At 53.8% G+C, this 23,150-nt stretch carries 16 protein-coding genes and 1 pseudogene; 5 read left to right on the top strand and 12 right to left on the bottom strand.

All coding sequences use genetic code 11. From position 1 onward, the window contains the following. Positions 1–172 precede the first annotated feature (172 nt). The 6 genes and pseudogenes from AC52W5_RS07405 to AC52W5_RS07380 form a co-directional block, all read right to left on the bottom strand. Entirely contained in the window at positions 173–952 is a 780-nt protein-coding gene (locus AC52W5_RS07405) for a Crp/Fnr family transcriptional regulator (RefSeq protein ID WP_074972122.1), read from the bottom strand. Between the two features lie 388 nt (positions 953–1,340). Beyond that, entirely contained in the window at positions 1,341–1,745 is a 405-nt protein-coding gene (locus AC52W5_RS07400; protein ID WP_495670534.1) for a DUF4870 family protein, read from the bottom strand. 190 nt (positions 1,746–1,935) lie between these two features. After that, the gene (locus tag AC52W5_RS07395; protein ID WP_495670533.1) at positions 1,936–2,724 is read right to left on the bottom strand and encodes an MlaA family lipoprotein; all 789 of its coding nucleotides are present in this window, start codon (positions 2,722–2,724) and stop codon (positions 1,936–1,938) included. A 304-nt stretch (positions 2,725–3,028) separates the two neighbouring features. After that, positions 3,029–4,186, bottom strand: a complete 1,158-nt coding sequence (locus tag AC52W5_RS07390) for a cysteine desulfurase family protein (RefSeq protein ID WP_495670532.1) — start codon at positions 4,184–4,186, stop codon at positions 3,029–3,031. Between the two features lie 70 nt (positions 4,187–4,256). Continuing rightward, positions 4,257–4,730, bottom strand: coding sequence for a Fe-S cluster assembly transcriptional regulator IscR (gene iscR / locus AC52W5_RS07385; RefSeq protein WP_074972651.1), 474 nt, complete (start codon positions 4,728–4,730; stop codon positions 4,257–4,259). A 382-nt stretch (positions 4,731–5,112) separates the two neighbouring features. Beyond that, a pseudogene (locus AC52W5_RS07380) lies at positions 5,113–5,883 on the bottom strand (RNA methyltransferase); the annotation flags it as partial. Between the two features lie 207 nt (positions 5,884–6,090). Between AC52W5_RS07380 and AC52W5_RS07375 the strand changes: the two are divergent. The 5 genes from AC52W5_RS07375 (at position 6,091) to mutS (ending at position 16,849) form a co-directional block, all read left to right on the top strand. Next, complete coding sequence (locus tag AC52W5_RS07375) at positions 6,091–6,912, top strand: inositol monophosphatase family protein (protein WP_074972133.1); 822 nt, start codon at positions 6,091–6,093, stop codon at positions 6,910–6,912. Between the two features lie 156 nt (positions 6,913–7,068). Further along, complete coding sequence (locus tag AC52W5_RS07370) at positions 7,069–9,756, top strand: MGH1-like glycoside hydrolase domain-containing protein (RefSeq protein ID WP_495670531.1); 2,688 nt, start codon at positions 7,069–7,071, stop codon at positions 9,754–9,756. Between the two features lie 456 nt (positions 9,757–10,212). After that, entirely contained in the window at positions 10,213–12,057 is a 1,845-nt protein-coding gene (locus AC52W5_RS07365; RefSeq protein WP_495670530.1) for an ATP-dependent nuclease, read from the top strand. Next, positions 12,044–13,861 carry a UvrD-helicase domain-containing protein gene (locus AC52W5_RS07360; RefSeq protein ID WP_495670529.1) on the top strand — a complete coding sequence of 606 codons (1,818 nt, stop codon included), beginning with the start codon at positions 12,044–12,046 and terminating at the stop codon, positions 13,859–13,861. The genes AC52W5_RS07365 and AC52W5_RS07360 overlap by 14 nt, the downstream gene beginning before the upstream one ends. A 312-nt stretch (positions 13,862–14,173) precedes the next feature. After that, the gene (gene mutS, locus AC52W5_RS07355; RefSeq protein WP_495670528.1) at positions 14,174–16,849 is read left to right on the top strand and encodes a DNA mismatch repair protein MutS; all 2,676 of its coding nucleotides are present in this window, start codon (positions 14,174–14,176) and stop codon (positions 16,847–16,849) included. A gap of 37 nt (positions 16,850–16,886) precedes the next feature. Here the strand turns inward: mutS and AC52W5_RS07350 are convergent, their stop codons facing one another. The 6 genes from AC52W5_RS07350 to rseP all read right to left on the bottom strand — a co-directional run bounded on the left by AC52W5_RS07350 (position 16,887) and on the right by rseP (position 22,961). Then, positions 16,887–17,381, bottom strand: coding sequence for an FKBP-type peptidyl-prolyl cis-trans isomerase (locus AC52W5_RS07350; protein WP_495670527.1), 495 nt, complete (start codon positions 17,379–17,381; stop codon positions 16,887–16,889). A 231-nt stretch (positions 17,382–17,612) separates the two neighbouring features. Beyond that, positions 17,613–18,212, bottom strand: coding sequence for a ribonuclease HII (rnhB, locus tag AC52W5_RS07345; RefSeq protein WP_495670526.1), 600 nt, complete (start codon positions 18,210–18,212; stop codon positions 17,613–17,615). Positions 18,213–18,243: 31 nt separating this feature from the next. Continuing rightward, the gene (fabZ, locus tag AC52W5_RS07340; protein WP_074972141.1) at positions 18,244–18,684 is read right to left on the bottom strand and encodes a 3-hydroxyacyl-ACP dehydratase FabZ; all 441 of its coding nucleotides are present in this window, start codon (positions 18,682–18,684) and stop codon (positions 18,244–18,246) included. Between the two features lie 81 nt (positions 18,685–18,765). Further along, entirely contained in the window at positions 18,766–19,293 is a 528-nt protein-coding gene (locus tag AC52W5_RS07335) for an OmpH/Skp family outer membrane protein (protein WP_074972143.1), read from the bottom strand. A 14-nt stretch (positions 19,294–19,307) separates the two neighbouring features. Next, positions 19,308–21,590 carry an outer membrane protein assembly factor BamA gene (bamA, locus tag AC52W5_RS07330; RefSeq protein ID WP_074972145.1) on the bottom strand — a complete coding sequence of 761 codons (2,283 nt, stop codon included), beginning with the start codon at positions 21,588–21,590 and terminating at the stop codon, positions 19,308–19,310. 3 nt (positions 21,591–21,593) lie between these two features. After that, a complete protein-coding gene (gene rseP, locus AC52W5_RS07325; protein WP_495670525.1) occupies positions 21,594–22,961 on the bottom strand; it encodes an RIP metalloprotease RseP in 1,368 nt (455 codons plus the stop codon). Positions 22,962–23,150: the final 189 nt, after the last annotated feature.

Raw genomic sequence — 23,150 nt, 5'->3', positions numbered from 1 at the left:
TTATTCCCGCATTTTCTTGTCTGGGTTTCCCATATTCAGCTAAACAGTTGAAATAATGTCATGTCCAGGAAAACAGCTCTGTTCGAAACCGCACACACCATCGCCGGTCAGGCCCGGAGCGAGGGAGGCGTACTCAGTACTTCTGGCAGGAGGAGCCGAATAGTGTCCTGGCTTACTCGGTTGACTGAAAAAACCGCTTGAATCTTGCAGGAGACAGTTCGGAAGAATGGACAGCATGCGAAGCATAAAACGCTGCGAGGCACTCGTATTCTTTTTTTACGACCTCATACTGCTCGCCCGCGCTTGCCTCCAGTTGCTGACGGTCTGCAACTGCAAGGTGCCCCCGACGGCAGCGAATCGCACCGGCGGCCTGAAGCTTGTGTGCCGCAACCGTTACACTTTCGCGGCGTACACCCAGCATGATTCCTGCCTGTTCATGGGTTATATGAAGCTCATTTCCCGGCAGACGGTCCAGGCTCATCAATAAAAGATAGCTCAACTGTTGATCAACCGTATGGTACCGATTGGAGACGGCTACCTGTTCAGTTTGGACCATCAGAGCATGGGCAAAGCGCAGGACGAATTGCCTCAGTTCGTCGCCTAGCTCAAACTCATCCCTTACGAAACTGGTTTTAATGCGATAACCCTTACCGGTACTCAGCACCACAACGCGAGCAGGATAGTTTTCACCGCCCAGCAGTGCCGAAACACCGACTAACCCCTCGTTTCCGATGATTCCAGTCTGTGTACAGGCTCCGCTTGCCGTCTCATACAGCCGTGCAACTACGGAGTTTGTCGGGAAATACACATATTTGAAAGGAAGACCGGGGTCGTAGATGACTTGACCGGCTGGCATGGGCACATGTTCAAGAAGAGACAGCAAGCGGGTATAGCTTGAGAGAGGCAGTGCTGCGAGAATCTGGTTCTGCTTGGGGCTCTGCGGTGGAAGCATGATGAACTTCAATATAGGTCTGGCATCGGAAAATGTAGCCGGCACATGTCGCCTATAACGCTTGTCGTTTTACAGCAGTATTAGCAGTATTTCTAAGCCTGAGCTTATTCCTTTGCAATTCTGCCCATCTCTTCCGGGCATAAGACAGTCTTCAGTTGACATTCTTCAATTTCAGAATATCTATCTCTGCTACCCGAAGAATCAGAATTTTAAATATTAGCGGGTGCAGTTACCGGATTCTGTACGGTGGCACACATAACACTTCCGGAGTTCTATTGATAAGACCGGCAAAGGAAGATGGCAGAAATGGGAGCGAATCTGGCAAATGGGAAAGGATCAGGCAGGCGAATACAGAAGCCAGGAGGAGTGAACTAATTGAAGTGGGCGCTCACATTGGCATGGATCTGCCGTCGGTCAATGCGAGCCAGCCGCGAATGAGGCGATACGCCACCCAGACTCCCGTGCCCACGACGAGAATGTACGCAAGCATGATGCCGATGATGGTCGCAAACAATATGGCTGCAATCACCAGCCAAAGCAAGGTGTACCAGAAAGTGCGTATCTGCCAGCCGAAATGGGAATCAAGCCAGGTGCCGCGCACATTGCTCCGCTTCGCGTAATTGAGAATCACTGCGATGATCGAGGGCCACCCGGTGAGAAAGGCCGTAATGATGAATGCCGGTCCCAGGATTCCCATCAGGACGCTGAAACCATGCAACAGATAGACGAGATGAGTGAGATGAAGCAGCCCAGCAGATACAGGGCGTTCCATTCTTCGGCCGAACTCGCTCATGGTTGACGCTCCTCGCGCTTTTACGATAAGGAAGATGGGAGGGCAATACATCCTGCCCAGCCTTCACGCTTGCAGGATTTCAGGGAGACGTCACCGGGTCGCTACCCCGTCAGGCAGAAAAAGTGGCATGGCAGCACTCCAAAACTCCTGATCCCTCCTGAACCGCTATGCAGGATTGCCGATGGCAGGACTACTTGGCCGGGAGATCCTCCTCAGCGGGATCGTCGTAAAACTGGGGAGGAGGATTCCCGTCGTAGATCAAGTGCTTGCGCTGCTGCAAGTAGGCATCGCGCACAAACAGATAAGGCTCAAGCGCTGCTTCATCACGGATTTTCATCGGGCCTGAGAGCCTTGCCCGTTTGTCAATGACACCCAGAACGGAAAGCGGCACCGTGACGGGAGCACCGATCACATAAGTTCCGATGTAGAAAAGGACATTCGTAAATAGAGCGACTGGATACGAGGCAACATCGCGGTTGCTGCTGGGCCCAAGCAAGGGAACAAAAAGATAAGTGTTTGCATCCACCCCCCACACCCCCAGTGTTTGCCCAAAATCTTCATCGTGCTGCGTCAAACCCATGGAAGCAGCCGGATCAAAGAGCCCGGCGATACCAACGGTGGAATTGACGACGAAGCGCAAGCTGTCACGAAACCCCTGTCGTACCTTGCCTTGCAGGAAATCATTCAGGACGACGTTCGGGTACTGGATATTGTCATAAAAATTCCCCACCGAGCGCTGCACTTGGACAGGAACGTAATCCATATAGACGTCGGCCACCGGCTCGATGAGTTTCCGGTCGACCACGTCAGTAAAAGTGTAAAACTTGCGATTGATACCCTCAAATGGGTCGATCGGATCCGTATAGTCTGTGCCCTGATCGTTCGACACCGTCGATCCCTGCGTGCGGGTAGTAGCACATCCCGTGACGAGCATTGTGCAGGCAAGCAGCAAGAGGATAGTGATACGGTTATATGTCACGGATTTATGATGAAAATGACAAAAAGGCTACGGGTCAATGAAACAACATGGAGACACCTAACGCAAAGTATAAACATAAATCGTTCCAATGGCAGATAAAAAAGACGAGCCTGGGAACGGGCTGGCAGGCACTCCGAAGAACTCCGGAAAAGACTGGAGGGCGGATAGAAGGCGGGTAAGTATGGTGAGAATAACTCGGAAAAGCTTCTTGGACCGCTTTACAGTTGAGCATTTTGAGTGTTTCAGCGCCGATAATCGTTAACTGTTGATCTCTATCCGGACGCCCAGGCATCAGGCGAAACAGTCAGATCGAGAGTGCGCTCATCTGCCCCAGTTCCTCCACGATAGCACCGAGCGCGCGAAGGAAATCAGCGACCTGCTCCGAAGAATTGGAGGCGCCCAGGCTTACCCGCACAGCGCAACGAGCCAGGGCGGGATCCACTCCCATCGCTTCCAGCACATGGCTTCGGCCGGGATTGACACTGGAACAGGCAGCCCCGCTTGCCACCGCGAAACCTGCCTTATCGAGACGCACTACCAGAGTATCCCCTTCGATACCCGGTAGCGCAAAATAGCAGGTATTGGGCAGACGGGAAGCATCGAGACCAAAAATAGTCCCCCCCATCTCCATCAGGCCCTGCTCCAGTTGCTGGCGTAATGCCGAGATATGCTTGGTATGTTCCGCTATTCGTCTCTTGACTAACTCGCAGGCCACCCCCAATCCCACAATTGCGGGAACGTTTTCGGTACCCGAACGCAATCCGCTTTCATGTCCCCCCCCGTAGATGAGAGGTTTGAGCAGGAGCCGCTTATCCATGATAAGTGCCGCGGCGCCCTTGGGACCGTAAATCTTATGGGATGACAGTGTCAGGGCATGTACATTGAGCGAGGCAAAATCGACAGATATCTTGCCAAATGCCTGTACCGCATCTGTATGAATCCAAGCACCTCGCGCGCGCGCCTTCTCCGCCACCATCGAGACATCCTGAATCACGCCTGTTTCGTTGTTTGCCAGCATGACTGAAACCAGCCCCGACTGTTGATGCGACAGTGCCTCGTCAAGGTCGGCCGGGTCCAGCCGTCCCTGATTATCGACTGCCAGCCGACGCAGATTCCAGCTTCCGCGCGAAGCACGCGCCAATTCCTGCGCGGTTTTCATCACGCAGGGATGCTCGATCGCGCTTATGGCAATCTGTCCCGGCTTCATGTAACCCGCGGCACCCTGGATGAACAGGTTATTGGCTTCCGATCCGCCGCTGGTGAAAATCACCTGCGACGGCTGCACCCCCACTGCATCCGCCACCTGCTCGCGCGCGCGATCAACTGCCCGACGAGCTGCAATGCCAGGGGCATGGCGGCTGGAGGGGTTTCCGTACTCTTCCTGGAAGTACGGCAACATGACATCAAGCGCGGTTTTATCGACAGCAGTCGTGGCGTTATGGTCGAAATAGGCGTAAGTCATCGTCCGGGCTCTCGCTCTGCGGGCGCGTTGGAATGGAAAATCGGACCTGAAACCAGCAAACTGTTACCGCTCAGGCAAGAACTGTATGATGTTGCGATGGGGCGCAGGCTCTCACATCCTGCAGGACAGCAATATCCTTCACCTTGGGGTTTGATACGAGCTGCTCCAGTGTAACCAGCGCCAGGTAATCGCGTATCCGCGCGTTCAGGTTCGCCCATAAATCGTGCGTCATGCAGCGCTGATCATTGTGGCAGTTTTCCTTGCCTCCGCATTGGGTGGCGTCGATGGGTTCATCCACGGCCAGAATAATGTCTACTACAGATACCTCGTTCATGGGTTTGGTCAAGCGGTAGCCGCCGCCGGGACCGCGAACGCTGCCTACCAGCTTGCTGCGCCGCAGCTTTCCGAACAACTGTTCAAGATAAGATAATGAAATTTTCTGACGTTCACTGATACCCGCCAATGTAACCGGCCCATCCGCGCTGTGCAACGCAAGATCAATCATTGCCGTTACTGCAAAACGACCCTTGGTTGTTAACCGCATTTTCTGCTCCCCAATAGAGATTGACACTGAGTGAAACCACAAAATAATCGGCGACAAGTCCTGCACAGTTGCCGGAACAAAACGCTCCAAACAAGTCTTCCTGATTCAATTCAACAAAGTGCCGTCGTGCATTAATCTGGAATTCAGATGCTCCCTTCGAACGCCTTCCTCACGTAAACAATTCCAATACCCGACAACATTGGTCAAGTATATAAATCCCCTTTGTCATGGTCAACTATTTTGTCCGGCTATTTTCGTTTAAACCTGACTGCCGTCAACTCTTCCTGTCATTATTCAATTTCGTTTGCATCCGGGGAGCATCAGGGGTATCAGGAATATCAGGGGCAGGAGTAAGCGGGAAAGCAGCAGCGTTCGCCTGCATCCGCTTCTCGCAGGCGCTCAGTATTCCTCGTAATATATTGATCTCCTCCTTTTCCAGCCGCGCACGGGCAAACAGCCTCCGCATGCGCTGCATCAGCCGTTTCGGCTCCTGGGGGTCGAGAAAACCGCTGCTGAGCGCGACTTGCTCCAGGTGAGCGTAAAGCAATTCGATTTCATCAAAGGTCGCTGCCGCTCCGCCGCCACGCAGGGTCGATAACGCGGGCTTGATTTCCAGTAAACCCGTGCAAGCCATGCGCAATTCATACGCCATGACCTGCACAGCGCTGGCAAGATTGAGAGAGGAATATTCCGGATTGGCTGGAACATGGATGATGATCTGGCACTTGCTGACTTCAAGCGTGGTAAGGCCGGACATTTCCGTGCCGAACACCAGTGCAACGAAATCCTTTTGCGCAAAATCGAGCAGTTTGGCCGCACCCTGCCGGGCATCAAAAACTTCATGAGAGAGATCGCGTTGCCGGGCCGTTACAGCCGCTGCCAGAACAGTGCCCCTGAGCGCTTCATCGAGCGTGTCGCAGACTTCTGCCTTATGGAGGATATCCAATGCGCCGGTGGCCCGTCTTTCAGCTTCCTTGTCAGGGAAAAACCTGGGATTCACAAGATAGAGCGACTCCAGCCCCATGGTCTTCATTGCCCGGGCCACCCCTCCGATGTTACCGGGATGGCTGGTATGGCTCAGGACAATCCGGACTTTATCGAGCAGGTGGAAGGGATTCACATTTGATCCGGATAGTCCATCCGAATAGTCCATAAAGAGCTCCATTAGAGATGACTCCCGAACCTTGCGAGGGTGGCAGCCAGTTTGTGACCATTTCGCCGCCACGCCCGGATTCGTAGACCAGGCCACGGATTTTTCCCGATTGATAGGACGTCTCGCAACCTGCTCCAGCATCATCTCGCGTCCTGACGGATTATCTGGGTTAAAATCCACGATTCACTTTATTTTGAATTCCGACAAATGCATCCCATGCTCACCATCGCGGTAAGGGCCGCGCGCCGCGCAGGCGGCATCATCAATCGTGCTGCACAGAACCTGGATTTACTGAATGTTTCGCGCAAGGCGCACAATGATTTTGTCAGCGAAGTAGACGGCGCCGCAGAAAATGCGATTATCGAGATGCTGCTCGATGCCTATCCCGACCATTCCATTCTAGCAGAAGAAAGCGGCGCCCAAGGTGATCCGGGCAAGTCTGAATATCAGTGGATCATCGACCCCCTGGACGGCACCACCAATTTTCTTCATGGTTTTCCGCATTACTCGGTTTCGATCGGATTGATGCATAAAAACGTCTTGTCGCAGGCAGTAGTCTACAACCCGGCTGCCAACGAATTATTCACCGCAAGCCGTGGGGCAGGCGCGTATCTCAATGACCATCGTTTGCGCGTGAGCAAGCGCAGCAAGCTTGGTGACTGCCTGATCGGCACGGGCTTCCCGTTTCGTGAATTCACGCATGCCGAGGCCTACCTTGCCATATTCAAGGACATCATGCCCCGGGTGGCGGGAATCCGGCGCCCCGGTTCCGCCGCGCTCGACCTGGCTTACGTCGCGGCAGGACGATACGATGGCTTCTGGGAGTTCGGCCTGTCAGCCTGGGATATGGCGGCTGGCTGCCTGCTCATTACCGAGGCAGGCGGACTGGTGGGAGACATGGAAGGAAACGATACCTATCTGAAAAGCGGCAACGTGATTGCGGGTAATCCGAAAGTCTTCGGCCAACTGTTGCAGGTCATTGCCCCGCACCTGACACCGGAACTGAAGATGGCTCAAGGCGTGGGATGATGCATGCGGGAGCGCCTCGTGAAAACGATGGCAGCAGTAATCTCCGTTTTCCTGGCGCGACCCGCCCGGCGTCAATTCTGGTGTCAATCCTGACAGGCAGCCGAGGAAGATAGGCAACCCGAGGAAGGTGTGTAAAACAACCGGAGAAATAACATCATGTCCACCTCCCCGGATGCCGAACGGCAGCGATTGGAAAACCAGTGTCAAGGCCGGGAAGTCTGGCGTCTATGGGGACCTTACCTCTCAGAACGCGCATGGGGCACCGTGCGGGAGGACTACAGCCCGGATGGGACGCCCTGGGAATATTTCGACCATGACCAGGCGCGTTCGCGCGCTTATCGCTGGAATGAGGACGGGCTGGGCGGTATCTCGGACGAAGCGCAGCATCTCTGTTTCTCACTGGCGCTCTGGAACGGCAAGGATGCCATCCTCAAGGAGCGCGCCTTCGGTCTCACCGGAAATCAGGGTAATCGGGGAGAAGACGTAAAGGAATGCTATTTCTACCTCGATGCCACACCTTCTCACGCGTGGCTTCATTACCTCTACAAATACCCGCACTCCCCCTTCCCCTATACGCAGCTGATCGAGGAAAACTCTCGCCGTTCGCGCGCAGAGCCCCCGTTCAACCTGATTGACAGCGGCGCTTTTTCGGAAGACCGGTATTGGGATGTGGAAGTCTTCTACGCCAAGGCGTCCCCACATGAACTGCACATCCGCGTAATTGCAAGCAACCGTGGGAAAGAGGAAGCTTTACTGTGGCTGCTGCCGCAACTGTGGTTTCGCAATTACTGGTCCTGGTCGGGAAAAGATGAGGTAAAACCTCTCCTGCACGCAGCCTCCGCGCCCCGGAATGCCGCCTGGGCAGTAACGGCAGAGCATCCCGCGCTGGGAAACTACTATCTCTACGGTGGGCAGCAAGCCGATCTTCTCTTTACGGAGAATGAAACCAACAATACCAGGTTATGGGGCGTACCCAACGCCGGACCTTACGTCAAAGATGCCTTTCACCGTTATCTCGTGCAGGATGAGCAATCCGCTGTAAATCCCGCGAAAAAGGGAACAAAATTCGGCGCAGCGCATAAGCTCGCAATCCCGCCCGGCAAGACAGGCATGATCGAGCTGGTGCTCACGGCCGAACCCAATCTTCATCCGTTCGAAAATCAGGACAGTATTTTTGCACAGCGCCGCGCCGAAGCGGATGCTTTTTTCCACACGTTCCTGACAGACGACGCACCCGCCGAGGATCAGCGCATCCTTCGGCAAGCACTGGCGGGCATGATATGGACCAAGCAGTTCTATCACTACGATGTATCCGACTGGCTGAAAGGTGACCAGGCAACACCGCCGGCGTCGAGGCAGCAGGTGCGCAACCACGCGTGGCCCCATCTTAAGGCGAGCCATGTCATTTCCATGCCGGACACGTGGGAGTATCCCTGGTTTGCCGCCTGGGACCTCGCATTTCACTGCCCCACGCTGGCGCTCATCGACGTGGATTTTGCCAAGGAACAGATCGAGTTGTTGTTGAATGAAAATTACCTGCATCCCAATGGGCAAATCCCGGCATATGAATGGACATTCAGTGATGTGAATCCCCCCGTGCACGCAATGGGCGCGCTCAAGGTATTCCGGGCCGAGCGGGTGCAGCGCGGCAGGGGTGACATCGGTTTCCTTAAACGCGTGCTGCACAAGCTTTTGCTGAATCATACCTGGTGGATCAATCTCAAGGATTCAACAGGCACGAATGTATTCGAGGGAGGGTTTCTCGGACTGGACAATATCTCGGTATACAATCGCTCCGAGCCGCTCCCGCCGGGTTACACACTCAAGCAGGCTGATGCAACCGGCTGGATGGCGATGTTTTCCCTGCAATTGACTCTCATGGCACTGGAAATTGCGATGGAAGATCCGGCCTATGAGAATATCGCCATCCAATCCTATAGTCAGTTCCTGGCAATTGCCAATACGATTGCCGGACATACCGGAGCTGGCGTTTCCTTGTGGGACGACATCGACGGTTTCTTCAAGGATCTTGTCGTAGAGCCGGGTGGAAGCACGCACCGCATCGACGTTTTCTCCTGGGTGGGGATCATTCCGCTGTTTGCGTGCGAGGTCGTCGATGCACGCCTGCTTGCAAACCACAAACGTTTCACCGCACTGCTGTGGGAACACAAGGGCGGCATGTTCGATGGAAGCGTGATATGTGCTTGCCCCGTCGACACCAACGAACGGGGCGAGCATCTGCTATCCATGGTAACCCCCGCGATGTTCGTCAGGATATTGCCCCGGATCTTCGATGAAGAGGAATTCCTTTCACCCCACGGGGTGCGCAGCGTCTCCAAGCGCCATGCCACGCAAGGAAACCTCGGACATCTCCCGGGTGTTGGCAATGCCGTCATCCGCTATGTTCCTGGTGAATCCGACTCCTCCCTTTTCGGCGGCAACTCGAACTGGCGTGGGCCCGTATGGATGCAGACCAACTACCTGCTGATTCAGACTATCGAAAAGATGCACCGCTACCTCGGCGATGCCTTTACTTTTCCTGCCCCCTGTCTGAACCGTCACGAAATCAACCTCAAAGACGCTGCCAACCTGCTGGCGGAACGGCTGGTGGATATTTTCCGCCGTGATGAATCCGGCCTGATCCCGGCCTTCCCCAAAAACAGCCCGCATCAGACCGATCCTCACTGGCGCGACCTGCTGTTGTTCCATGAGTATTTTCATGGTGAAACCGGGCAGGGCCTAGGCGCCGCTCATCAGACCGGCTGGACCGGCCTGGTGGCGAACCTAGTAATGCGCCGATATCGGAAGGGGATTCCGGAGTTTTGGCGCCAAGTCGCGAGGTAAACGGAACCCGATTGGCAGAAACTTGGAAGAATTAAGGCCCACTACGAATGTGGATTGTCTAAAGAAACCCCAAAGGTGCTCACTGCAATGCTTAGAACATGCCCCATCAAGGAGATCAAAGCTCCCCCTCGCGTGTGAAGGCCACTATAGTCATCCAGCTCACCTCTGCTATATCAGTGCACAAGCTATAGATGTGCTACTGACTCTCCTCCTTTCGAATGAGCAGCGTGACAACAGGCATCTCAAGGGGAATCTAGAGCTCTAAGCAAAAATCTGGTGACCATGCTACGGCTTCCCCAGAATCCTTGATCTCCTGTTATGAACGCTTCCAGTATGTGCGCAATCAGCATCACCGATGACCACCTCTTCTCATCTATGGATTCAATAAATCCTTTTAATCAATAAATTATTTAGAAAACTCTGTTAAGAATTATAAGTAATATAGGGAGATAAGTCGTGCGTGTAGCTCAAATAAAAATTGAGAATTTCAGGGGCATAAAACAGGCAACACTGTTGTTTCCAAAGCACGGTGTTCTTATTGGTGACAACAACACCGGGAAAACGACCATATTGGAAGCTCTAGACCTCGTTCTTGGACCTGATCGTCTCAATCGTCAACCATCCATTGACGAGCATGACTTCTTCAGAGGCGTTTACACCGCCAAACCCAAAACCCTGCCAGCTAATGCTGATGTTGGCGAGGCAGCGGTCGAAGGTAATGCTGACTTAGCATCCAAGATTGCAATAGAAGCGACCATTGCAGACCTAACCGACCAGCAGAAAGGAAAGTTCGGTGACTATGTCGAGTTCTGGGACTCAGTAGCCAACAAGTTTTACGATGAACCGAATCCAGTTGGCCTTGATGCTGAGGCGATTACTGAGGCACTCCGTATCACGTTCCATGGCTGGTACGACGAGGAGGAGGACGATTTCGAGGGGAATACTTATTTTACCCGCAGCCTGACCGAAGGTGATAAACCCGAGTTTTTTTCAAAAAAACACAAGCAGCTATGCGGCTTCCTATATCTTCGCTCACTTCGTACGGGCTCGCGTGCCCTGAGCTTGGAACGGGGTAGCTTGCTCGATATCATTCTGCGCCTAAAGGAAGTCAGGCTGCAGATGTGGGAGGATACCCTCAGTGTTCTTTCCGCAATTTCAGTTGCAAGTGATCCGGCACTGGGCATTTCCCCTATATTGGAGAGCATTAATGCTGCACTCAAGAAATACGTCCCCAAAGAGTGGGGTATTGAGCCCCATCTCAAGGTATCAAATCTCACCCGAGAGCATCTACGGAAAGTCATTACGGCATTCATCGCTACAGGCGATGGAGATCACGCCGCGCCGTTCTATCGCCAAGGTGCCGGCACCATCAACATGCTCGTCCTAGCAATGCTGTCCCAAATCGCTGAAAGCAAACAAAACGTCATCTTCGTCATGGAAGAGCCAGAAACGGCGATACCTCCGTATGCACAGAAGCGCATCATCCATGAGGTGCGAAAACTCGCTTCCCAAGCCCTCTTTACGTCTCACTCCCCCTATGTGTTAGAAGAGTTCGCTACAGAAGAAACTGTTGTGCTTGCGCGTGACGCGGAGGGACTATTAGTACAGAAAAATATTGAGCTTCCTGACAATGTGAAACTGAAGCGCTATAGGCAAGAGTTTCGTACCCGCTTTTGTGAGGGATTACTTGCCCGCCGCATTCTTATTGCTGAGGGGCCCACAGAATACTCATCCTTTCCGGTTGTGTGCCGCCGCCTCGCAGAACTCAACCCCGAAACTTACCTTTCCCTCGAAGCCCTTGGAATATGCACTGTTGACGCAAATGGCGAGAAGAACATCCCTGGCATGGCGCAACTCTACAAAGCACTCGGAAAACGCATCTTCGCGATTTGTGACAAACAAGAGAAGGAAAATAAAGCGCTAATTGAGGCGCAAGTTGAACAACTCCTGATGCACGATGAAAAGGGCTTTGAGGCTCTGGTTCTTAAAGGCACAACCGAAGAAGCCTTAAAACGATTTACAAAGCAAATGGACTGGCCACCGCACTTGACCAAGAAATACCCGAACCCAGAGGTGCAGGCAGCCGCGGCGCTGGAAGAGTATTTTTCTTGGTCAAAGGGCAATTGGGGTATTGCCGACTTTCTTGCTCAATGCAGCGAAATAGAGATACCTGAGTGGCTTCGGGGTGCAGCTCTCCAATTGAAAGCTACTTGCCTACTCACTCCTGTCGTTAAGGGTAAAGCCACTATACCTGCCGAGGCGGAGGTTGCTCCTGAAGTTGGTCCCAATGGAATTGACTAAGGGCCAGCGGGACGTGATGGAGGCGGATAGCTACCTCCTTGTCACTGGCGGACCAGGTTCGGGCAAGACAACAATTTCCATCCTCAAGGCTGCACAAATCGCCGAACAGCACCTTCGCTCTGGCCAGAAAATTCTGTTTCTCAGCTTTGCGCGCGCGACCGTTTCGCGCGTGGTAGAGGCCATTGAATACGAGCAGAAAATCACATCCGCCAAGAAGCACCTCATCGATGTCGATACCTATCATTCATTCTTCTGGCGCCTTCTCAAGACACACGGCTACCTAATCGGCCTGCCAAGACGATTGACAATTCTCCCGCCTCCCAGTGAGGCCATCGCCCTCTCCGAAATAAGGTCGGCTTTTTCGGCCAGGAATCTTTCAGACAAGCAAAAGGCAGCTAAGAAGGGTGCCGAAGTAACGGAACGAATTCGTCTAGCAACAAACGAGGGAAGAATATGCTTTGATCTCTTCGCCCTCTATGTAGGAGATATCTTGCATGGCAGCCATCGCATTCGTCGCCTTGTCGCCGCCATGTACCCGATCATTATCCTAGATGAATTTCAGGATACTAATGAAGCACAATGGCGTGTTGTTCAAGCGTTGGGCGAATTTTGTCGGTTGATTGCATTGGCAGATCCAGAGCAAAGAATCTATGACTGGACTGGTGCTGATCCTGCACGCCTCGACCATTTCCGTCAAGCGTATACCCCGAAAGAAGTAGACCTTTGCACCGATAACCATCGGAGTGCTGGAACGGAAATAGCTACGTTCGGCAACGACATCTTGAAGGGCACGTTCCGAAAGGAATCGTACATCGGTGTTCAAATCCATATCTATCGTCCGAACACAGCACAAGCATTCTCAGAGTTGGTAATAACAGTCCATAAAGCACGGAAGCGGCTTATTGATGCGGGGATCAAGAACTGGTCGCTGGCCATTCTTGTTCCGACCAAGAAGATGACGCGTCTAGTGTCGGATGCGTTGCGTCAACCTCCGGCAGGGATGACCTGGATTCCCCATTCTGCATCTATTGAGTTGGAGGCCGCAATCCTCGGTGCGGAAATTATCGCGCTTTTGATGCAACCCACCGCAAACAATCACCGCTTCACACAGTTCATCGACCTGATGTGTAATTACTTCCAAGGTAAGGGCGGCGATGAACCGACTAAGAGTGCTCTTAAAGAGGCTGCCAATATCCGTAAGGCTTATGAAGAGTTGCTGAGGTGCCAAGCGATCGGCAAGAGCATTCGTCAGAACAGCATCCTTGCCAACATGATCGCCGTTTACGAGCAGGCAAGTGCTCTCGTACTCACCGGCGACCCAGACAAGGACTGGAGAACCATTCGACATGCTCTGGAGAAAGGAGCCTGCGCACGCCTGAAAGAGATCGCGGACGAAGTACGTAACATTCGTGTTCTAGATCGGGGCAGTCAGCTTCGACAAGAGCTTTCGCAGGACTGGCGTGAAAACGATGGCTATCGCAACGCTTTGGAGATCATACGGCAAGCGTTCATCCAGGAATACTTTTCTAAGAACGCAAAACCAGAATCCGGTGTCGTCGTCATGAACATGCATAAAGCCAAAGGAAAACAGTTTGACGAGGTGATCATCTTCGAAGGATGGCCGATCAGACGAAAGGGGCAACTTCCCTACAATGCCGATAGAATTGTGCGATTCAATTCAAAGGATCAAGTTAACGATCAAGCACGCCAGAATCTTCGTGTCAGTGTCACCCGTGGCAAGCGTCAGACGACCATTCTCACCCCGGAGGACGATCCTTGTATCCTGCTTCTTGAGGGGACTTAGAAACGATCCGCACGAACTGCTAGCAAGACCAAAGTGTCGCCGCTGGCACAGCAAAAAACTGCTGAAGCCCGGAGAGCAAGCTATATTCGACAAATAACGTTGTAGTGTCGCCCCGCACAACGTGACCCAGCGCATACACGTCTACTAGGGCCCACTCCTTCAGTCAGTCACTGCGTCAGTAGGTTATAAGCTTGGGAGCTTGGCTCGGGCGGATTCCCGGTCGGATGATTGTGCGAGAGGTCACTATCTTAGCATTTATGCCACAGTGGCTTCTTGATCACTTCGGGAAGATTGATTCAATACTTTAACTTGATGGATAAAATAGACATTTCTTCGCACACCCCAATGATGCAGCAATACCTGCGCATCAAAGCGCAGCATCCAGATATGCTGATGTTTTACCGGATGGGGGATTTCTACGAGCTGTTTTTTGAGGATGCAGAAAAGGCGTCGAAGCTGCTCGACATCACGCTGACCCGTCGCGGCACCTCGGCGGGAGAGCCGATCAAGATGGCAGGCGTGCCTTACCATGCGGCGGAGCAGTATCTGGCAAAGCTCGTCAAGCTTGGCGAACCGGTCGTAATCTGCGAACAGGTGGGTGATCCCGCCACTTCGAAAGGACCGGTAGAACGCCAGGTGACGCGCATTGTCACTCCCGGCACCCTGACCGATGCTGCACTCCTGGAAGACAAGCGCGACAACGTCCTGCTTGCCTTGCTCGTGCGTGACTCCACCCTGGGGTTGGCGTGGCTCAATCTTGCAGCAGGGCAATTTTCTGTAATGGAGACTTCGGTGAACAATCTCGCGGCCGAACTCGAACGCCTGAAGCCTGCCGAGATTCTTTTGCCGGAATCGCTGAATCTCGCCGAAATCAGCGACAGGGTGATGCAGGAGAAGTTATGCGTGAAGCATTTGCCGGCGTGGCAGTTCGATAGCGGCGCGGCTGTGCGCAATCTCTCCCGGCAGTTCGGTACCCATGACCTTTCCGGTTTCGGCTGCGAGGATCTGGATGTTTCTCTCGGCACCGCAAGCGCGTTGCTGGATTATGCCCGGCTGACGCAGGGCGCCAGCATAGCCCATGTCAAGGGGCTGCGGGTGGAGCGGGAAGATACCTATCTGCGCATGGACGCCGCCACCCGCCGCAACCTGGAGATTTCCGAAACCATACGAGGCGAGGCGGCTCCCACCTTATTGTCCCTGCTGGACACCTGCTCGACCAACATGGGCAGTCGGTTGCTGCGGCACTGGCTGCATCATCCCCTTCGTAACCGTGCAGTGATCCAGAATCGGCTCGACGGGGTATCTTTCTTGATGGGGGAAGCAGGATCAGGGCCCTACCTTTCGGTGCGCGAGTGCTTGAAGCGCGTGACGGATATCGAGCGTATTACTGCCCGTATCGCGCTGAAATCGGCAAGGCCACGGGACTTATCCGGGCTGCGCGACAGCCTGAAACGGCTGCCCGCAGTCAACAACGCCGTTGCCGGTACTGCCCCTACAGGCAGTGGCAGCAGTGACAATAGTGACGTCAACGCGCATGTTGCGGCGCTCATCCACTTGATGGCGCCAGATAATGCTCTCGTTGTGCTGCTGGAGAAATCGCTGAAGGAAGAACCGGAGGTGATGCTGCGTACCGGGGGCGTGATTGCCGATGGCTATGATGCCGAACTGGATGAGCTGCGCGCGATACACAACAATTGCGACGAGTTCCTGCTGCAACTCGAAACCCGGGAAAAGAGCCGTACCGGTATTGCGAATCTCAAGGTGGAATACAACCGCCTGCACGGTTTTTATATTGAAGTGACGCATGCCCACACCGAGAAAATCCCCGACGACTATCGCCGCAGGCAGACGCTGAAGAATGCCGAGCGTTATATTACGCCTGAACTCAAAGCTTTCGAGGAAAAGGCCCTTTCTGCGCAGAGTCGGGCACTGGAGCGGGAGAAATTGCTGTACGGCGAGCTGCTGGATATGCTCTCGCAGTATATCGACCATCTGCAACAGATTGCCCGCAGCGTCGCCGAACTGGATGTCGTGGCGACCTTTGCCGAACGCGCTCTTGCGCTGGATTACACGCTACCCACCTTTACGGAGGATAGCGTTATCGAAATCCAGGCAGGGCGACATCCGGTAGTTGAAAAACAGGTGGATAGCTTCATCGCCAATGATGTCCAGCTTGGCAGCAGCGAACGTGGCAGACGGCAGATGCTCGTCATTACAGGGCCCAATATGGGAGGAAAATCCACCTATATGCGTCAGGTTGCCCTGATTGCACTGCTCGCCCATTGCGGCAGCTTTGTTCCCGCCCACAGCGCGCTCATCGGACCGCTGGATCAGCTTTTTACGCGGATCGGCGCATCTGATGATCTCGCTGGAGGACGCTCCACCTTCATGATGGAAATGACCGAGGCGGCGAATATCCTGCACAACGCCACCGCGCAAAGCCTGGTGCTGATGGATGAGGTGGGCCGGGGAACTTCTACGTTCGATGGGCTGGCGCTCGCTTTCGCAATTGCCCGTTATCTTTTGGAAAAGAACCGGAGCTACGCGCTATTCGCCACGCATTATTTCGAGTTAACGCGGCTTGCGGAGGAGTTTGCGCAGGTCGCCAATGTGCACCTGCGCGCAGTGGAGCACAAACATCATATCGTGTTCCTGCACGCCGTCAACGAAGGTCCTGCCAGCCAGAGCTACGGCCTCCAGGTGGCGGCATTGGCCGGGGTGCCTGACCCGGTAATAAGAACAGCGAGAAGATACCTGCTGAAACTTGAACAGGATGCGTTGAGCAATCAGCCACAAGGAGACTTGTTCTCCGGGGGCGACCTCTTCTGGAAGCAGAACAGGATGCCGGAAGGTGCCGTTGACAAAAATGACGGCCTGCCGGAGCATCCTGTGCTTGCACTGCTGCGCACTATCGTACCCGACGATTTGAGCCCGAAACAGGCTCTGGACCAGCTCTACGCTTTGAAGAAGGCGGCAGAGAAAGAATAGCTTCGACTTAGATCTCTATCGGAGGCAGACTGACATCTTAATGCTCATGCCCATGGCCATGACCATGCGGACCGTGGGCATGGCCGTGTGCCAATTCTTCGGCAGTAGCCGGACGCACATCGGTTACTTCGCATTCAAATCGAACCAACTGTCCTGCCAAAGGATGATTGCCGTCCACCACGACCTTGTCTTCGGCAATGTCAGTCACTGTATATATCCGGACATTGTCCGACTCTTCCTCGCCCCCTTCGAACTTCATGCCCACCACGACATCCTCGGGAAAGCGGCTACGTGCCTCGACCCGCACGAGATCGCTGTCATATTCGCCAAAGGCATCCTCCGGTTCCATCACGACCAGGCAACGGTGTCCTGCTTCTTTGTGATTCAACTCCTCTTCCACCTTCGGAAACATTTCATCATTGTAACCACCGTGGAGGTAGCTTACAGGAAAATTGGATTTCTCCAGAATTTCACCAGTTGAATCAGACAAAATATAATTGAGCGATACCACGGTGCCTTTTTCAATTCGCATATCGTTGAGCCTGCAGGTTAGGTTATCAGGAATTTCCTCAGGAAATGATAAAAATGCTACGAGCCCATGCTCTCTTGGGCTCGATGCCTTCATGGAGAATCATTCATTATTGCATTCGCAATCCTGAAATGGAATACGGCTTTTTTGTGAGCCGAGCCAGGTCAACCGAAACGGGGACGGTCAAGTGGTGTCAGTCGACCTGACAGAAGCCTGATTCAGGGCAGGATTTATTCATGATTTCGGGTCTTTTTCATTTGCCATGAGTTCCCTTACCGGCGCAAAGCTGCGGCGGTGCACAATGGAAACGCCGTGAATTTTCAGCGCGGCAAGATGCTGCTCCGTGGAATATCCTTTATGCTGATCGAAGCCATAACGGGGAAAACGCCGGTGTAAGGCCCTCATCTCGGCATCACGAGTGGTCTTGGCAAGAATCGAGGCTGCGGAAATTTCCGGCACCATGCTGTCGCCCCTCACGATGGTAGTCACGGGAAACTTGAGGCGGGGACTGTGGTTTCCATCCACCAATACCCGCGCTGGCGTCACCTGCAATTTTCCGATCGCACGTTTCATCGCCAGCAGGCTTGCTTGCAGTATATTCAGCCGGTCGATTTCCCCGACGGATGCGGACCCGATAGCCCAGGCAATCGAATGCGCCTTTATGGCAAGGGTCAGGCTGTTGCGCTTTCCCTCGGTAAGCGTTTTCGAATCTGCCAGACCATCTATGGGAGAAGCTGGATCGAGTATCACACAGGCGGCAAACACCGGTCCTGCCAGCGGCCCCCTGCCTGCCTCATCCACACCGCAGACCCAATGGTATTCATCGCTGCACATGGGTTGACTCCCGCGCTCTTCCGGAAGTATTTCAGGTTTCTTTTGGCCTGACGGTACACATCAGTTCGGCCTCGGCAGCAACGCGGCCGTCCACTTCCGCCCGTGCTGCATATTTCCAGATTCCGATCCTCTCCTTCAGAACTGTAGCCTTGAGTATCAGTTGATCGCCCGGTTCCACCGGCCGCTTGAAACGGGCATTATCGATACCGACGAAATAATAGATGGAATTCTCGTCGGCTTCCACATTGGCTGTCCTGAGCGTCAGAAGAGCAGCCGCCTGCGCCAGCGCTTCGATCACCAATACTCCTGGCATGACGGGATGATGAGGAAAGTGTCCTGTAAAAAAAGGTTCGTTGATCGTTACATTCTTGAGTGCGGTGAGACTCTTTCCCGGTTCGAAAGCGAGAACGCGATCGACGAGGAGCAAGGGGTAACGGTGAGGAAGGTACTTCAGAATTTCATGGATATCCATTAGTCGATGCTTTCCCGGGTTCTTGATAAGAAGTGAATAAAGGATGATCAGAGGACTTGCCCGTTGCATCTGCCCGACGAGCTACTTGTCGGCCAGCGCTTTGAGTACCTTATCAGTAATATCAATTCGCGGGCTTCGATAGACGAGATCGCGCAGGGGCAATATGAGGTCATATTTCTCGGTCTCGGCAATGATTTGAATGGCCTTGGTGGCGGTCAACTGAAGTGCCGCAACCTCATCGTTCTGGCGCAGGCTCAGATCTTCGCGCATCTGCCGTTGCCCGCGCTGGTATTCCCGGTTGAGCGCAGCCAGATCCCGCTCCTTGCTGCGGCGTTCCGCTTCCGGCATGCGCTTTCCTTCTTTTTCCAGCAAATCCTGAAGCTCCTTCGCCTGTATTGCGAGTTTCTTGAGGTCCTGGTCCCGCGGGAGGAATTCCCTTTCGATTTTTCTAAGCGCTCTGACGGCGGGCGCAGATTCAGCCAGAACGCGTTCCGTGTCGACAACACCGATCTTGATATCTTCTGCCAGCGCACTTGCGGTTCCGTAGATAGATGCGACGAGAATGCACGTTATCGCGATTAAAGTTCGTCCCAGTATCTTGTGTTTCAATTTTATCTCCGAATCTAGAATTGTTGCCCAAACTGAAACTGAAAACGCTGTATGTTGTCGCCGGGCTGACTGTTCAAGGGCTGGGCCACGCTGATTTTGAGTGGTCCCATAGGGGATATCCAGGTAACAGCGACACCGGCAGAATAACGCAAGCCCTCCTGCTCCGGTCTTACCCCGCCAGGTCCCCAGACCGTGCCGCCATCCAGAAACGCGCTCAGGCGTACTGTGCGGTCATTCCTCATGCCGGGCATCGGAAACAGGACCTCGATATTACCTACCGCACGTTTGTTGCCTCCCAAGGTTCTGTTGGTTGCGTCCCGGGGACCAAGCGAACTGATGTTGTAACCCCGTACGGAGGTATTGCCGCCCGCGAAGAAATTCTTGAAAAAGGGAAGCTCTTTACCGGAATAGCCCTCCCCATATCCGAGTTCTCCATTCAACATCAGCGTAAATATCTCGGTGATGGGGAAATACCAGCGAAGGTCATAACTCAATTTGTAATAAGTGAGATCTCCTCCCGGCAGACCCACCTCGGCGAACACCCGCTGCGTGGTTCCCGAAGTTGTCCAGATTGCACTGTCACGGCCATCCCGCCTCCAACTGAGCGTTGCAGGTATGTTGATCGTGGTCCGGCCGAATTTGTTCACGAAATCGATATTACGCTGCGGACTGTCAGCCCCAAGATCGATCGTGGTTTGTTCCGCTCCCAGCCCCCCCATGATGCTGTCATTTTCGTTGATGGGAATGCCGAAACGCAGACCTGCGCCCAGGGTGTCGGTATTGAAGTTCATCACGGAGGACAGGGTACGCGTGTTGAGCACTCGCTTATAGAGATCGAGTCCTGCCGTGACACCATCCTTGGTGAAATAGGGGTCGGTATAGGACAATGAATAGGTCTTGTTGACGCTACCGGTATTCACCATGAGATTGACGAACTTGCCGGTACCGAATATATTGTCCTGCGCAACAGACCCGCTCAGTATCAGCCCCTCCATGTTGGAATAGCCCGCACCGAACATCACGGCGCCCGTCGGCTTTTCCTTGACTTCCACATTCACATCGATCTGGTCCGTGGTACCGGGAACCGCCGGGGTTTCAACATTGACGGCGGTAAAGTAATTCAATCTGTCGACCCGCGTCTTGGAGCGATTTATCTTGCTGGTTGAATACCAGCCCCCTTCGAACTGGCGCATTTCCCGCCGTATCACTTCATCCCGGGTTCGGGAGTTGCCGGTAATATTGATGCGTCTGACATAGACGCGACGGCCGGGATCGATAAAAAAGGTGAACGCCACCTGCTGCTTTTCCTTGTCCAGCTGGGGAGAGGCGTTGACATTGGCGAATGCGTAGCCGTCGTCGCCGAGCCGATCGGTGATGAGCTTGATGGACTCCGTCAGTTTCTCGCGGGAAAACGTATCTCCCGCCGAGAGTTGTATGAGCTTGCGCAGTTCCTCTTCCGGAACCAGCAGTTCACCGGCGAGCTTGATTTCGGAAACATCATATTTAGGACCCTCAATGATATTTACCGTAATGTAAATATCCTGCATGTCGGGTGTGATCGATACCTGCGTCGATTCTATGCTGAATTCGAGGTAACCGCGATTCAGGTAATAGGAACGGAGCGATTCGAGATCGCCGCCGAGCTTCTGTTTGGAATACTGGTCTTCCTTGGTGAGCCAGGTCAAAAGGCCAGGGGTCCGCAGCGAGAATGCGCCCAGCAGATCCTTTTCCTTGAAAGCTTTATTTCCGACGATATTGATCTTGCGAATCTTGGCGGTCCTGCCTTCGTCCACATGGAAGGTAATGCCCACCCGGTTTCGTTCAAGCGGAGTTGTGGTCGTGGTGATTTTCACGGCATATTTGCCGCGTGCCATATATTGCTGCTTGAGTTCCTGTTCGGCCTTTTCCAGCGTCGAGCGATCGAAAATACGGGATTCCGCCAGGCCTGCCTGTTTCAGCCCCTCCTTGAGCTTGTCTTTCTCAAACTCCTTGGCGCCGACAATGTTGATCTGAGCAATCGCCGGCCGTTCCTCTATCACTACGATCAGGACACCGTTCTCGGATTCGAGTCGCACATCCTTGAAAAAACCAGTGGCATACAGTGCCTTGATCGCCGCTGCAGCCTTTTCATCGTCGAGCACATCCCCGACCTTCACCGGCAGGTAACTGAACACGGTTCCGGCCTCGGTACGCTGTATGCCTTCCACCCGGATGTCCTTCACTTCGAAGGGCTCACGTGCCCACGAAACCGAAGCGCACAAGGCAGAAACAAGCGCGACCAGATACCTGATTTTCATGCTCTAACCGGGGATGAGGCGGTTTATGTCGTTATAAATGGCAAAAGCCATCAGGGCAAACAAAAGTGCCATCCCCACCTGCTGACCGATTTCCATCGCTTTCGCGGAGAGCGGACTGCCCTTGACGATTTCGATGACATAATACATTAAATGCCCTCCATCCAGTACGGGAATGGGCAGCAGGTTCAATACCCCCAAACTGACACTGATCAGGGCGAGAAAACCCAGATAAGGTGAAAGACCCATCTGGGCAGATTTTCCTGCATAATCGGCAATAGTGATAGGGCCACTTACATTCTTCCAGGACACTTCACCTGCCAGCATTTTTCCGAACATTTGCAAGGTGAACTTCGAAGTTTCCCAGGTTTTGTTTATCGCCTTGACAAAAGCGGTGCCCAGGGGATAGCGCACCTCGATCAACAGCTTTTCGATCTCATTGGAATCAATCCGCGGCGCAATTCCAATTTTCCCGATTTTTTCTCCATTCTCTGTGACGCTGTCCGGAATAACCTCCTTGTCGATCACGGCGCCGTCACGCCGGATTTCCAGCATGAGCGATGATCCCGCCCGGTCTCGCACCTGTTGCACCAGGTCTTGCCACAGGGAAACTTTCCGCCCGTTTACTGCCAGGACCTCATCGCCTGGCAGCAAGCCCGCGCGGCTTCCGGCACTATCGGGTATAACCTGCGAAATGACAGGCTTAACCTCGGGCTGATAAGTGCTGAGGCCGATTTTCTTCAAAAACTCGGCATCCAGATCATCCGCCTGGATACTGCTCAAATTCAGCGTCCGCAGCCCGGCCTGACCATGGATGTCAGTCACCTCCACGGCAAGTGAAGGAGGTCGTTCCACGGCATGGGACAATAGCAGCCAGCGCGCATCCTGCCAGGTTTCTACCGGTTCGCCCTCGATTCGCCTCAAAGTGTCGCCCTTCTCGAAGCCGGCAAATGCCGCCGGGGTTGCGGGAGCAACAGGTCCGAGAACAGGCTTCATCGCATTGATGCCCAGCATGAACAGCAGCCAGTAAAGGACGATTGCCAGCAGAAAATTCGCGACCGGCCCGGCTGCAACAATAGCAAACCGCTGCGAAACCGGCTTGCGGTTGAATGAGCGTTGCAACTCCTCCGGTGCAACCGTTCCTTCACGTTCATCGAGCATCTTCACATAGCCGCCAAGAGGAAAGGCTGCGATAACCCATTCGGTCTGGTCTTTTCCAACCTGCTTCCGCATCAGCGGGCGACCAAAGCCGATGGAGAAACGCAACACTTTTACTCCACACCAACGAGCGATGAGGTAATGGCCGAATTCGTGAAACACGATCAGCAGGCCGAGAGCGACGACGAAAGCGGCAAGGGTGAAAAGGAATGTCATGCTTCTGCAGGTCTGCGTTCCGGCAGACTCTCTGATACGGGGAAGTAAAGGAAGTCTTCCATCTTCCCATGGATGGAATGGAAGCCGCAATTAGGACTGATGGAGCTTGCGCAACCGGCGGAACGGGTAAAGCTGACCCCGCAAACGGATCCGATGCTCAGCGGGCTCACATCTGCCACAGCGCCTGTA

This window comes from Nitrosospira sp. CT, from assembly GCF_059489795.1.
This window is presented reverse-complemented; position numbering and strand designations above follow the sequence as displayed.